The sequence below is a fragment of the Acidobacteriota bacterium genome (assembly GCA_016715115.1).
GTDB lineage: Bacteria > Acidobacteriota > Blastocatellia > Pyrinomonadales > Pyrinomonadaceae > JAFDVJ01.
In genome coordinates this window covers 728035-740645 of record JADKBM010000011.1, presented here as the reverse complement: position 1 = coordinate 740645, position 12611 = coordinate 728035, and the positions used below count along the sequence as shown (strand labels likewise).

Sequence of the window (12611 nt, the reverse complement as noted above, 5' to 3'; positions counted from 1 at the left end):
AACAATTTTGAGCAGGCCCGATTTCGGCGCTCAGCGAACGCGATTTCGCGCCGATTTTGTGATAATTTAGAATATATGAGCGCACTTGAGATCGACTTCCAAGACACTGCAACCGCGTTTTCCGACAAATCAAACTCAGCTTTGAAAGAACGTTACCGTCTCTTCAAAATGATGAATTCCCCGTTCCTCGTCAGTCTCGGCACACGGGCGACGAGTTTTGCGCTTTCGATCGGGTTGCCGATCGGGGGTTTGATCAAGGGGACCGTCTTTGAAGTCTTCTGCGGCGGCGAAACAATCGAGGAATGCGACCGGACGATCAAGAAACTCGCCGAATCGAACATCGGTACGATTCTCGATTACTCGGTCGAGGGAAAATGCGAGGAAGAAGATTTTGAGCGCACCAAGGATGAGATTCTCTCAACGATCCGCCGTGCGAAGGACGACCCGAGCATTCCGTTTTCCGTTTTCAAGGTTACAGGCATCGCCCCGCTCGGGACTCTGGAGAAGGTCAGCGCCGGCGTCGATCTGCCCGAAAAGAGTCAGCTGAAATGGAATCGGATCCAGGGGCGGGTTCAGGAGATCTGCGATTATGCGGCCTCGCTCGATCAGCCGATCTTTATCGACGCCGAGGAAACGTGGATCCAAAATGCGATCGACCGGCTCACGGTCGCGATGATGGAAAAACATAACAAGGAAAAGCCGCTCGTCTACACGACGATTCAATTCTATCGCACCGACGCGCTCGAACTTCTCAGGTCGCAACATCAGGAGGCGCGCGACAAAGGCTATTTTTACGGCATCAAGCTCGTCCGCGGCGCATATATGGAGAAAGAGCGCGACCGCGCCGAAGAAAAGGGGTATCCGTCGCCGATTCAGCCGGACAAGGCTTCGACCGATCGCGACTACGACCTTGGATTGAAATACTGCCTTGAGAATGTCGACACGCTCGCTTTCGTCGCCGCGACGCACAACGAAGAAAGCACTCGCTTTCTCGCGAATTCTATGGAGACTTCCAAAGTCCCCAAGAACCACCCGAACGTTTACTTCTCGCAACTGCTCGGGATGAGCGACAATCTTTCCTACGTTCTTTCAAACGAGGGTTACAACGTTTCGAAATATGTCCCGTACGGGCCGGTGCGCGATTCGGTTCCATATCTCATCAGACGCGCGCAGGAGAATACCGCCGTGATGGGTCAGGTGAGCCGCGAACTCGTCCTTATAAAACGGGAACTTGAACGCCGAAAGATTTCGTAAGGTTAAATATGTTTTGTCCCAACTGCGGAGGCGCGGAACAAAATCCCGACACCTTCTGCCGGAAATGCGGGAATTTTCTGCCTGATTTCGAAAGTCTTCAGAAAAAGAAAGTGACGCCCGGACAGCATCTCGTCGCGAATGGCGTTTTGACGGGAATGACCGCCGTGGTGAGCGCCGCATTGGCGATAATGCTTTATGCGACGTTTCTCGGACGAGACGACACGCCGATGCTGATCTATGTCACGGCGGGCTTTCTGACGGCGATGTTCTTCTGGCAGGTTCAGGTGATCTGGCGAACCATTTTGCTAAAGAAATCGCTTCCGGCGCGAGGCAATGATACGGCTCGTCCGGACGTCGCCAAACAACCGCAGTTTCGACCTGCCGAAGCAAGCAACTTCCTGCCCGAGGCTGATCCCGAAGCATTCATACCGGCAAGCGTTACCGAAGGGACTACGCGCAGCCTGGCCGAAAAACTGCCGCGCCGATCAGCGAAGTCCGAGCATTAGACGGATCGACCGGTCACTGGCGACGCTTCCGCGGCTCTTCCAATCCTTCAGTGCTTCAAGTTCGGAATCTGCGAGTGCCTCGTTTTTCAGACGCGCCGTTTGAGTCGCTTCGAACGCGCGGTTCGTCAGCGCGGCGTGCGCCAGCGAGATCGTGAAGCGTTCCGGGTTTTCGAGCGCCGCCTCGGCCGATTCGATGTCCGGGAACAGCTCGGCATATCCGCGCAAATGCCATATTCGTTCGGCACCGGATGAATCGATCGCCAGCAGGCGAAGCAGACCGTATCCGCTTTCGATCTGAAAAATCAAGAAATCACCACCCTTAAAATCTTGTGACATATCTCAAAGCTTAACAAAGAACTGCGGGAGTTGGAAAAGTCGCGGCGATTCAAATCGCAACCGGCCGACCGTTCCCGCGATCCAGTTCCCGCGCTCGTCGGGCCGGCTCCGCCTCGTGAAGCGTGAAGCTCCGGTTACGGATACTCTGCTATAATCGTCGACTATGGACTATTCTCAACTCTTGCGGATCGCGATCGAAGAAGCCAGGACCGGGCTCGCCGAAGGCGGAATACCGGTCGGCGCGGCCTTATTTGACAGCGCGGGCCGACTCCTCGGCCGCGGACGTAACCGCCGGATACAGGAGAGCGATCCGTCGGTTCACGGCGAGACGGACGCGTTTCGCAAAGCAGGGCGGCAAAGGACATATGCGGACAAGATAATGGTCACGACACTCGCCCCTTGCTGGTATTGCTCGGGACTTATCAGGCAGTTCCGAATCGGAACGGTGGTTGTCGGGGAATCGGTCAATTTTCAGGGCGGGATCGACTGGCTTCGCGAAAACGGCATCAATGTCATCGACCTTGAATCGGATGAGTGCATCCGGATGCTCGCGGATTTTACCGCCGCAAATCCGGAAGTCTGGAACGAAGATATCGGCGTCTCGGAAGATCCTCAATAGCGTTCGACGCTTGCCTTGTAGGATTCATAGTTTCGCCTCATTTCATCGATCGAATCGCCGCCGAACTTTTCGCGCATCGCGTTCGCGATGACCATTGCGAGCATCGCTTCACCGATCACTCCGGCGGCCGGAACGGCCGTAATGTCGGAGCGTTCAAACGCCGCAACGTCCGAACTCTTGGTGTCGATGTCCACCGATCTCAGCGATTTTCGAAGTGTCGCGATCGGCTTCAGATACCCGCGTACGCGCAGTTCCTCGCCGTTCGTTATACCGCCTTCAAGCCCGCCGGCGCGGTTCGTCTCGCGTAAAAACCCTTTCTCTTCGTAGAAGATCTCGTCGTGCACCTCTGATCCGAATCGGCCGGCATTGGCAACGCCCTCCCCGATTTCAACCGCCTTTACCGCTTGGATCGACATCAGCGCCTGTGCGATCCGGCCATCGAGTTTCTCGGACCACGAAGTATGCGAGCCGAGTCCGACGGGTACGTTGTGCGCCACCACTTCGAAGATTCCGCCGAGCGTGTCGCCTTCCTCTTTCGCCCGATCGATCTCCGCGATCATTTCGCCCTCGACTTGCGGATCAACGCAATTCAGCTGCGAATCTGCAGAGATCGCCAGAATCTCGTCCCACTTTTTCGAAAGCGGCAGATCGGGCACGGAACCGAGTTTGATGACGTGGCTTCGTATCCCGACCCCGAAAACTTCCAGCAACTGTTTCGCGAACGCCCCGCAAGCGACGCGTGACGCGGTTTCGCGGGCCGATGCTCGCTCGAGAACGTCGCGCAGATCGCGGGTTCCGAACTTCTGCCCGCCTGCAAGGTCCGCGTGGCCGGGACGCGGGCGCTTGACGATCCGCGGGTTCTTCGGCTCGGATTCGGGTGTTTCGGCGGACATCACATCGGTCCAGTGAACGAAATCGCGGTTTTCGATCAAAAGTGCTATCGGTGATCCGAGCGTTTTCCCGTGGCGTACGCCCGAGAGTATTTCGACACGGTCGGTTTCGATCTTCATTCGTCCACCGCGGCCGTACCCTTGCTGGCGCCGCCGGAGTTCGTGATCGATCTTCTCGAGGTCGATCACGAGTCCGGCCGGCAGTCCTTCGACGATCGATACCAGAGCCTTGCCGTGGGATTCGCCGGAAGTTGTGAATTTGAAGTTCATATCAGCCTTTCGCCCTTCTGATCAGCGGCCTGATGACGATCAGGAAAACGCTGACCAAAATCATCGCGCCTCCAAGCAGCGTCTGCAATTCAAGCTTCTCGCCGAAAAAACTTCCGACGATCACCGCGATCAGCGGCGTCACGAAAGCGATCATCATCGCGCGCGTGACATCGATTTTAGACAACAGCCAATAATAAAGCCAGAACGCGACGATCGATCCGACTATCGCCAGGTAAACGACACACAGGATCGCCAACGGCGACCAGCGGAACGACGCGGGGTTTCCCTCGCGATACAATCCGACGATCCACAAAGGGATGTGGCCGATCAGCATCTGCAGAAACACAAGCCCGGCCGGGTGAAACGAAAGCCCGCGTGCCTTCGTAAGCACGCTCGCGTAGGAAGCGCCGAACGCGCCGAGCACGACCGCCAGGCTTCCGAAAAACGCCATTTCGCCGTTGAGCGACAGTTGTTCGCGGAAGATCACGCCGACGCCGGCGATCCCGAGCAGGATCGACGCGATCTTGAGCCCCGTGATCTCTTCGCCGACATAGATCCGGGCGAGGATCAGCCCGAAGGCCGGGATCGTCGCCTGCAGAACCGCGGCGAGCCCTGAACTGATGAACTGTTCTCCCCAAAAGAGCAGTCCGTAGTTCAGAAAGAACTGCAGCGTCCCTGTCAGAACAATGAATCTCCAGTGTTCACGGATCGACGGAATACTGATCCTCTGGAATCTCAAAATCGGATAGAGCAATGCGCAGGCGACCGTGAAACGCAGTGCCGCGAACGTCACCGGGGGGAGAAAGTCGAGACCGAGTTTGATAAAGATCCAGGTGGAGCCCCAGACTATGCAGAGAAACAGCCAAACAATCAACGGTTTCATCGTCGTTCACCAAGATCCAATTCCATTTCTATGTTCGTCCGTATGTATGGAGTCGCCGGGTCAAGCGGGACCTCTTTGAATCCGAATTTCCGGTAAAGCCGTATCGCCGGGATCAATTTCGTGTTCGAGAGCAAATAGATGCGCTTCTTTCCGGCTGACTTCGAATGGTCGATGCAGGCGGTCATCAGTCTATCGCCGATCTGAAGTCCGCGATAATCGCTCGCGACCGCCATTTTCGCCAACTCGAACGAGTCCGCGTCCGTTGCGATCAATGCGACCGTGCCGACGATACGTCCGCCGACGGATGCGAAAAAGATCGCTCCACCCGAGTCAATGATCGCCGTTTGCGGATCGTCGAGGATCTGCCGGTCCTTTTCTTCGATCTCAAAGTACTCGGAAATCCATTCGTAGTTGAGCCGCGCGAAATCCGACGCGAACTCGGGGCGAAAGCAACTGATCTCAACCTCGGCGTCAAGGCGCATTTCATCGACGGCCCGTTCACGAAAATCCCGCTCCGCGACCCGCGTTTCCAGCAAATTCAGGAATTCGAGCGCGTCGATATCAGCGAGCATTCGCTTTATGCCGGCCGAACCCGCTTTCCAGACCTTCTCGAATGCAGGCATACCATCAACGGCTTTCGGCGTCAGTTTCAAATGCCGCTTTCGACTGTCTGTTGTAACTCGCGTTTCCTCGAGGTAGCCCGCAACGATCATCTTGTTGACGATCGAAATAACGGAAGGATGCGCGAATCCGAGCCGGTCGGCGATCTCGGTTACCGTAAAGGGGCCCTGGTGTTCCAGCAGCTTGAAGATCACGTACCAGTTTGGCTCGATGTCCATTCCCAGTTGCTTATAAAGGCGCCGGCCATCGTGCAGCATCCGGTCGCTCACGCGTTTCAAACGCGTAACGAACGCAAGCAGTCCCAAATCAGTCAGAAAATCAACTTCCTTTTTCATATCTGTAGCGAACTACCAATATAAAAAGGAAATGAGCCGCGGTCAACGGCGACTTGACGATTCAAGTCATCCCAGATTCCGGATTGGGATTTCGATCGCGGATTTTTGACGGAGCCTCGAACGCACAATGCGCTCTCTGTTGTCTCCGCGCGGGAAGATGAAGTCTAATAACGGCCCCCTCACCCCGGGGCCGGCACCGGGTGAAACGGGGCGCAAGCCGAGCTAATCGCGCTCGTAAAAACTGAGACAAGATTCGCCCTGTTTAACGATTCGCCATCTTCTGATGTCACCGGAGATGTCGGGCAAAGCGTTCTTTACGTGATGTTCAACGATCAGGATGCCATCGTCCGCAAGTAGTTCGTCGGCACCGTGACCGACGGCGTGAAGCACGGCCGCGTAATCGTGAGAGTACGGCGGATCAAAGTAGATCATTCGCCAAGGTGGCCCGGGTTTTCTGCCAAGATAACTCTCGGCTCCCGAACAGATGACCTCAGTTTGTTCTTCCGGAATCTGAAGCAGATCCAGGTTCACTTCGATAAGTCCGCAGGCGCGCCTGGACTTGTCGACAAATGCGGCGAAATTGGCGCCTCGCGACAACGCCTCGATTCCGATGGCGCCCGTTCCGGCGCATAGATCGAGGAATCGTGTTTCAGAATCCAAACGCGGAGCAATGATATTGAATAGGGTTTCTCTTAAGCGGTCTGAGGTCGGACGCGTTCTTTCTCCGGACGGGCTTTTGAGCACCCTTCCGCGATACTCGCCGGAAATTATTCTCATTGGTTAAATCCGGATTCCGACGCCCTCGCCGGAATCCGATCGGGCAACGTTACTTTCTCTCAAAGAAACTGATCGCCTTCTCTCCCTGGACTACCACGCGCCAGCGTTTTAGAACACCCGCCCGCTCCGGAAGAAAGACCTCGGCAGGATGTTCGACTACGAGTGTTCCGCCCGGTGAAATCGCCGTTCCGCGGCTCAAATACTTCATTGCTTCGTCGAACTCCTTCTCGACCGGCGCGTCGAGATAAACGACGTCCCAAAATCGTCGGCGCTTGCCCATCTGCTTGAGGAACGGCATAACTTCGAGTTCCACAACCTCGCCGTGTCCGGCCTTGATCTCGCAGGTTTCCATATTCTTGCGTATGAAACTGCACATCTTCGGCGAACGCTCAACGAACGTCGCAACGATGGCGCCACGCGAGATCGCTTCGATCCCGATCATTCCGGATCCGGCGCAAAGATCGAGAAAGCGCTTTGCACGAATCCGCCGGAACAGGATCTTGAACATCGCTTCCCTGAGTTTCTGCGGCGTCATCGCCGCTTTCGGCGAAGCCGAACCCTTTAGGAACTTCCCCCTGAGTTTCCCGTCGGTCACCTGAAATTCCGAAACGATCTTCACTTTCGGCTCTTCTTTCCACGGTTGAGCGCCCTTTCCTTTGGGTGCAAAACGGTCTCGGCCCGGCGGGCGGTCATTTCGCGGCCCGAAACCACCTCCAGGCCGCTTTCCGAACCGGTCTTCCCGTGGCTGGAATCCTCCCGGTTTTTGAAATCGGTCTCCGCGCGGCTGAAAACCGCGATTGTCTCGGTTGTCCCGATTATCGCGGGCGTCTCGACTTTGGTATCTGGTCGGCCCAACTGGCCGGTCACCGCTTCTCCGAAAATCCTTGTTTCTATCGAATGTTGATGGGGTATTTGGTGTGCGTCGTTGGTTTTCCATTTCTAAAATATCCTTAGCTCGTGCTGCATTGATGAGAGGGAGTGACCCTTATCGACAGTTACACGACCACTATCACGGAAGAGTCGCCTTCGTGACAAGCGCTCTACCAGCGATCGGGACCATCGAACTACTTTTTACGCCCTTTGGAAAATTGTAAATCTACTAAAATTACAGTCGGAAGTTTTACTTTAGCTACCCTAGATTGTACCGAAAAAAAATTGTTTTTCAACCAATTTTTTGCAAACGCAGGATTTATCCGATTCCGCCAAGGAGAAAACGGGGATCATCGGCGACAATACGCATCAGAACTTGCGCCTCGATGGCGTGGGCCGACTCAACCGAATACTTCTCCGCCTCATTCCGGGCCTCGCTCAGTATCTCGAGATCCCTCACAATGCTGGCGATCCGAAACATCGGCAGTCCCGCCTGCCGCGTGCCGAGAATTTCACCTTCGCCCCTGATTACGAGGTCCTTTTCGGCAATCAGGAAACCGTCCGTCGTCTCTTCCATTATGCCGAGCCGCTGCTTCGCGTCCGTGGTCTGTTTATCGCCGGTCAGCAAGACGCAAAACGACTCTTTCGCGCCGCGCCCGACGCGGCCGCGGAGTTGGTGAAGTTGCGAAAGGCCGAAGCGTTCGGCGTGCTCGATGATCATCAGGCTCGCGTTCGGAACGTCGACCCCGACCTCGATCACCGTCGTCGATACAAGAATCTTGATCCGGCCCGACACGAACTCGGCCATAGTTTCCTCTTTTTCCGCGGATTTCATCTTTCCGTGGAGCAATCCGACCGGAGTGGTCGGAAAGTCGTTGTCGCGCAACTCCTCGAACATCTTCGTCGCCGCCTTGAGGTCAGATCTTTCGGATTCTTCGATCAACGGATAGACGATATAGACCTGATGCCCCGCCGAGAGTTCCCTTTCGATCCCTCGATAGACACCCTTTCGCCGATCCTCACCGACGACGACCGTCTTCACAGGCGTCCTTCCCGGCGGAAGTTCGTCGATCACGGACACATCCAGGTCGCCGTAAGCCGTCATCGCCAGCGAGCGCGGGATCGGCGTCGCGGTCATTACGAGGACGTCGGGATTGAGTCCGCGCGCCCGGATCTCGGCACGCTGCATCACACCGAAACGATGCTGTTCATCGATCACCGCCAGTCCAAGTCGTTCGAACGCGACCCCGTCCTGAATCACGGCGTGCGTTCCGACGACGGCGTTGACGTCCCCGCGCGCGATAGCTTCGCGAACATCCCGTTTCTGCGCGGCTTTCATTCGGCCGGTCAGCAACGCGACGCGATACGGGGTGTTTGCGAACAGACGGGTGGCGTTTCGGGCGTGCTGCTCTGCGAGTATCTCGGTCGGTGCCATCAGCACGGTTTGGTAACCGTTCTCCATCGCCGCATACATCGCCATCAACGCGACGATCGTCTTTCCGCTCCCGACATCGCCCTGAACGAGCCGATTCATCGGTTTATCCGACCGCAGATCGTCAAGTATTTCACCGATGACGCGTTTCTGGGCAGTCGTCAGTTCGAACGGCGCGAGCGCGTTCATTCGTTCCCGCAGCCGATCGGAAATCGAGATCTTCGTTCCCTTTTCTTCCTTGAGTCGCTGACCGCGTCGAACTTGAAGAGCAAATGTCAGCCAGAAGAACTCCTCAAAGATCAATCGCCGCTGGGATTCACTGCGAAACCTCAAGTAATCGGAAATCCGCGCGCCGTCCGGCGGAAAATGGATGCCTCTCAAAGCGTCCTCTCGGGAAACGAGGCCGCGGCGTTCGCGCATCTCTCCCGGAAGATTATCGGCGACCGATCCGAAGTCGAGGTTTGCTATCGCGCAAAAGACGATCTCGCGCAAACGTTTCGTTTGGAACTGGCCGAGTTTCCGGTAGACCGGAACGCAACGCGCCGTATGGACCATCGCGAGACGCGGGTTTTCAAGATCTTCCTCGAGTTCCCGGTCGGTTCCGCCGAAGGCTCCCTCATCGGCGAGCGGTTCGGCGTTTTCTCGATCTTCCGATAGTGATGGCAGGAGTTCGAGTTCGTCCGGTTTGTTTAATCGAAGCGCAAAGGTCCCGCGGCGATTGTCCCATTCCCATTTCCCGAATGCCGCGAAACGGACGCCGCGGGCAAACCGCTCCTGATAATACTGGATTATCCGCGGCGCGGACTTTCCGGAAACGAACCACCAAACGACGACCGGTTTCTGGCGCCGTTCGGCGTCCGCCGCGTTGACCTCGAAAATGAATAGGGGCGGCGCCTTCGGCGAACGGTTTCTCCCGACACGATAGCCGCCGGACACGCGCACATAAAGTTCGACCGAGGCTTCCAGATTCGGGGAAAGCTGATCGATCGAAATGAAGTTCGACCGGTCTTCATAGCGCGTCGGAAAATAGTTCAGAAGATCTTCGATGGTTGCGGTTTCGATATCCGTTTTATAGGCCTGACCTGCGACCGCAATCGCCAATTTCCTTGAATGCGCCGGCGAGATCTGCATAAAGTCGAATTTGTGAAGTGATGTGATCGGAGTGGTAATTTGAAGTTGCATAACGAAATTGAGACGCACGGCGGCTGCCTTGCGCGATTCTGGGTTAGATCCGGATCGTCGTTACGTTTCGAGACTGAACGGATTGAAATCCGTGTCCTTATCGTAAAAGTCTTCGTGCTCGGCACGTTTGAGGAATCCGACGATCAAATAGGTAAACGGGGTAGCCAGGACTTCCCACAACACCTTGATGAAGTAGTTTCCGATCATCACGCTTATGAGCTGTTCGTTAGACCAGATTCCATAAAACGCGATCGGATAGAAAATCAGAGAATCCGCGACCTCGCCGGCGATGGTCGACGAGATAGTCCGGATAAAAAGGAGTTTCCCCGACATCAGAAGCTTGATTTTGGCGAGGACGAATGAATTGACGAATTCACCGAGCCAAAACGCTGTCAGCGACGCAAGGACGATGCGCGGCGTCTGACCGAATATCAACTCGATCGCCTTCGCCTTCTCGGCGTCCATCGTCGGCGCGGACGGGAGCGCCGTCACCACCAACGACATCAGCGAGGCAAAGATCAGCGCGCCGAAACCGGCCCAGATAACTTTTCGCGAACGCGCGTATCCGTAAACCTCTGTCAGAATATCGCCGAACAGATAGCTGATCGGAAAGAACAAGACGCCGGCACCATATACATAATCACCGTAAAACGGGAGGTTCACCGTCGAAACCTGATGGACGCCTATCAGATTCGAACACAAGAGCACCGCGACGAAGGCTGCCATTATGAGGTCATAGTATTTGTATTGCCTTGCTTGATTCATCTCCCGATGTCGTGCCGGAACTGCATACCGTTCCACGAAATATCGTTTACCGCAAGGTAAGCCCGATCGAGCGCTTCGGAAAGACCGGCACCGGTTGACGTGACCCCGAGAACCCGACCGCCGCTGGTCACGAAATGACCGGTGTCGTCGCTTGCGGTGCCCGCGTGAAAGACCTTCGTCCCGGAATGACGGGCCGCCAGGTCCAGCCCGTAGATAATATCGCCGCGTTGCGGTTCGCCCGGATAGCCGCGCGCGGCGAGCACGATGCAGGCCGCGCAGCCATCGGACCAATCAATATCGACCTTGGACAATCCGCCGCGGGTCATTGCGTCGCAGATTGTTGCCAGATCGGTTCGCAGGAGGGGCAGGATGACCTGCGTCTCGGGGTCGCCGAAGCGGACGTTGTATTCGAGAACCTTTGCCCCGTCGGACGTCATCATCAATCCGATGAACAGGATTCCCTTGAACGGAAACCCCTCCTTGCGGCAGCCTTCCAGCGTCGGGATAACGATGTCCCGCTCGATAACCGAAAGGTCTTCGGGGGAAATCAGGGAACGATCCGCAACCGTTCCCATTCCGCCTGTGTTCGGACCGCGGTCGCCGTCGCCGATGCGCTTGTGATCGCGGACCGGCGGCATAAGTTTATAGCTCGACCCGTCACAAAAAGCGAGCAGCGAAACCTCCCGGCCGAAGAGGCATTCCTCAAGCACGATCGTTTCCGAAGCGGCTTGGCCAACGGTCGTTACCAACTCGTCGAGAGCGTCGATCGCCGATTGCCGGTCGGGCGCCACGATGACACCCTTTCCGGCGGCCAGCCCGTCTGCCTTTATGACGACCGGAGTTTCAGCCGACCCGAAGAACCCGGCCTGCAATATCTCGCGCGCTTCGGACACCGACTTGACGACCTCGTAGCTGGCCGTCGGAATCCGCCACCGTGCCATAAAATCCTTGGCGAACGACTTTGACGCCTCGAGTCTGGCCGCGGCCTTCGATGCTCCCACGATCTTAAGCCCAAGCCGTTCGAATTCGTCGACGATCCCGAGAGCCAAGGCCGTCTCGCCACCAACAAAGGTCAGATCGATCGATTTCTCAAGCGCAAACGCGGCCAAACGCTCGGTTTCGACCGGCTTGATCGGAACACAATCTGCGACCTCGGCAATTCCCGCATTTCCGTCCGCGCAAAACACGGCGTCAACATTCGCCCCTTCGGCGAAACTCGCGCAGATCGCGTGCTCGCGTCCGCCGGAACCGACCACAAGAATTTTCATACCGACTTATTTTTGAAGACACTTGACACTGATTTGTATTAGTTATAATTTCAACAAAGAATCGTTAGGTCTTTCAATTTGAATCAGTTTGACTCATTCACTTTGTTTTTTCAAACGATGTCCGTTTTTTCGCGGCGGGCGATTCCTCAGCTTAAATCGCTCAATTAAATGCGGAATTCGGACGCTGTTTCTACAAGGGAGGGAAAATGTCACCGCAAATCAATCCGGATACGCTTGCGCACGAGCAGTCGTCTGATGAATCGTCCGAGTTTCAGGATACCGAGATTCGCTGTATCGACTGCGGGGAAAACTTCGTATGGTCGGCGGGTGAGCAACTTTTCTTCCGGGACAAGAATCTCAGAAACCCGCCGAAACGCTGCAAGGATTGCAAAAAGGCAAAGAATGAACGACTGGCCGCGATCACTGCGGCGCAGAACGCCGGCGTGAAACAACGAATCGAAGTGGCGGTCCATTGCGCGCGCTGCAACGCGTTTACAACCGTACCGTTTTATCCGTCGCAAGGAAGACCGGTGTTGTGCCGAAGTTGTTTTCTTGAACAGAATCCGGGACTGCTTGGATCCGAATCCAATTAGTCCCGATTGG

14 protein-coding genes are annotated in these 12611 nt (G+C 55.9%); 4 read left to right on the top strand and 10 right to left on the bottom strand.

Annotated features, from left to right (window positions below; genetic code table 11):
* Positions 1 to 75: 75 nt before the first annotated feature.
* Entirely contained in the window at positions 76 to 1254 is a 1179-nt protein-coding gene (locus IPN69_11880) for a proline dehydrogenase family protein (GenBank protein MBK8811415.1), read from the top strand.
* An 8-nt stretch (positions 1255 to 1262) separates the two neighbouring features.
* A complete protein-coding gene (locus tag IPN69_11875; GenBank protein MBK8811414.1) occupies positions 1263 to 1760 on the top strand; it encodes a zinc ribbon domain-containing protein in 498 nt (165 codons plus the stop codon).
* On the opposite strand, the gene IPN69_11870 is transcribed toward IPN69_11875, so the two are convergent.
* The gene (locus IPN69_11870; protein ID MBK8811413.1) at positions 1740 to 2096 is read right to left on the bottom strand and encodes a hypothetical protein; all 357 of its coding nucleotides are present in this window, start codon (positions 2094 to 2096) and stop codon (positions 1740 to 1742) included. The two genes, IPN69_11875 and IPN69_11870, sit on opposite strands and share 21 nt — an antisense overlap.
* 163 nt (positions 2097 to 2259) lie before the next feature.
* Between IPN69_11870 and IPN69_11865 the strand changes: the two genes are divergently transcribed.
* Positions 2260 to 2715 (top strand): nucleoside deaminase, encoded by a 456-nt coding sequence (locus tag IPN69_11865; GenBank protein MBK8811412.1) that lies wholly within the window; start codon positions 2260 to 2262, stop codon positions 2713 to 2715.
* Here IPN69_11865 and aroC read toward each other — a convergent pair.
* The 9 genes from aroC to purD form a co-directional block, all read right to left on the bottom strand.
* A complete protein-coding gene (gene aroC, locus IPN69_11860; GenBank protein ID MBK8811411.1) occupies positions 2709 to 3875 on the bottom strand; it encodes a chorismate synthase in 1167 nt (388 codons plus the stop codon). The genes IPN69_11865 and aroC overlap by 7 nt on opposite strands.
* Before the next feature lies 1 nt (position 3876).
* A complete protein-coding gene (locus tag IPN69_11855) occupies positions 3877 to 4758 on the bottom strand; it encodes an EamA family transporter (GenBank protein ID MBK8811410.1) in 882 nt (293 codons plus the stop codon).
* The gene (locus IPN69_11850) at positions 4755 to 5714 is read right to left on the bottom strand and encodes a MarR family transcriptional regulator/GNAT family N-acetyltransferase (GenBank protein ID MBK8811409.1); all 960 of its coding nucleotides are present in this window, start codon (positions 5712 to 5714) and stop codon (positions 4755 to 4757) included. The genes IPN69_11855 and IPN69_11850 overlap by 4 nt, the downstream gene beginning before the upstream one ends.
* A gap of 222 nt (positions 5715 to 5936) precedes the next feature.
* A complete protein-coding gene (gene rsmD / locus IPN69_11845) occupies positions 5937 to 6491 on the bottom strand; it encodes a 16S rRNA (guanine(966)-N(2))-methyltransferase RsmD (GenBank protein MBK8811408.1) in 555 nt (184 codons plus the stop codon).
* Positions 6492 to 6540: 49 nt separating this feature from the next.
* A complete protein-coding gene (locus IPN69_11840) occupies positions 6541 to 7110 on the bottom strand; it encodes an RsmD family RNA methyltransferase (GenBank protein MBK8811407.1) in 570 nt (189 codons plus the stop codon).
* Complete coding sequence (locus tag IPN69_11835) at positions 7107 to 7358, bottom strand: hypothetical protein (protein MBK8811406.1); 252 nt, start codon at positions 7356 to 7358, stop codon at positions 7107 to 7109. Before IPN69_11835 ends, IPN69_11840 begins: the two co-directional genes overlap by 4 nt.
* A 322-nt stretch (positions 7359 to 7680) precedes the next feature.
* Positions 7681 to 9975: an ATP-dependent DNA helicase RecG gene (gene recG, locus IPN69_11830; protein MBK8811405.1), complete on the bottom strand. Its 2295-nt coding sequence runs from the start codon at positions 9973 to 9975 to the stop codon at positions 7681 to 7683.
* Between the two features lie 60 nt (positions 9976 to 10035).
* Positions 10036 to 10740, bottom strand: a complete 705-nt coding sequence (locus IPN69_11825) for a queuosine precursor transporter (GenBank protein ID MBK8811404.1) — start codon at positions 10738 to 10740, stop codon at positions 10036 to 10038.
* The gene (gene purD / locus IPN69_11820) at positions 10737 to 12008 is read right to left on the bottom strand and encodes a phosphoribosylamine--glycine ligase (protein ID MBK8811403.1); all 1272 of its coding nucleotides are present in this window, start codon (positions 12006 to 12008) and stop codon (positions 10737 to 10739) included. Before purD ends, IPN69_11825 begins: the two co-directional genes overlap by 4 nt.
* Before the next feature lie 206 nt (positions 12009 to 12214).
* Here purD and IPN69_11815 point away from each other — a divergent pair, with 206 nt between their 5' ends.
* A complete protein-coding gene (locus IPN69_11815; protein ID MBK8811402.1) occupies positions 12215 to 12601 on the top strand; it encodes a zinc-ribbon domain containing protein in 387 nt (128 codons plus the stop codon).
* The last annotated feature ends 10 nt before the right edge of the window (positions 12602 to 12611 follow it).

What these genes read in the sequence shown, in the direction of transcription:
- purD (MBK8811403.1), bottom strand. Translation starts at nt 12,008, where the DNA reads ATGAAAATTCTTGTGGTCGGTTCCGGCGGACGCGAGCACGCGATCTGC.
- recG (MBK8811405.1), bottom strand. Translation starts at nt 9,975, where the DNA reads ATGCAACTTCAAATTACCACTCCGATCACATCACTTCACAAATTCGAC.
- IPN69_11865 (MBK8811412.1), top strand. Translation starts at nt 2,260, where the DNA reads ATGGACTATTCTCAACTCTTGCGGATCGCGATCGAAGAAGCCAGGACC.
- IPN69_11825 (MBK8811404.1), bottom strand. Translation starts at nt 10,740, where the DNA reads ATGAATCAAGCAAGGCAATACAAATACTATGACCTCATAATGGCAGCC.
- IPN69_11880 (MBK8811415.1), top strand. Translation starts at nt 76, where the DNA reads ATGAGCGCACTTGAGATCGACTTCCAAGACACTGCAACCGCGTTTTCC.
- IPN69_11850 (MBK8811409.1), bottom strand. Translation starts at nt 5,714, where the DNA reads ATGAAAAAGGAAGTTGATTTTCTGACTGATTTGGGACTGCTTGCGTTC.
- IPN69_11855 (MBK8811410.1), bottom strand. Translation starts at nt 4,758, where the DNA reads ATGAAACCGTTGATTGTTTGGCTGTTTCTCTGCATAGTCTGGGGCTCC.
- IPN69_11815 (MBK8811402.1), top strand. Translation starts at nt 12,215, where the DNA reads ATGTCACCGCAAATCAATCCGGATACGCTTGCGCACGAGCAGTCGTCT.
- IPN69_11870 (MBK8811413.1), bottom strand. Translation starts at nt 2,096, where the DNA reads ATGTCACAAGATTTTAAGGGTGGTGATTTCTTGATTTTTCAGATCGAA.
- aroC (MBK8811411.1), bottom strand. Translation starts at nt 3,875, where the DNA reads ATGAACTTCAAATTCACAACTTCCGGCGAATCCCACGGCAAGGCTCTG.
- rsmD (MBK8811408.1), bottom strand. Translation starts at nt 6,491, where the DNA reads ATGAGAATAATTTCCGGCGAGTATCGCGGAAGGGTGCTCAAAAGCCCG.
- IPN69_11875 (MBK8811414.1), top strand. Translation starts at nt 1,263, where the DNA reads ATGTTTTGTCCCAACTGCGGAGGCGCGGAACAAAATCCCGACACCTTC.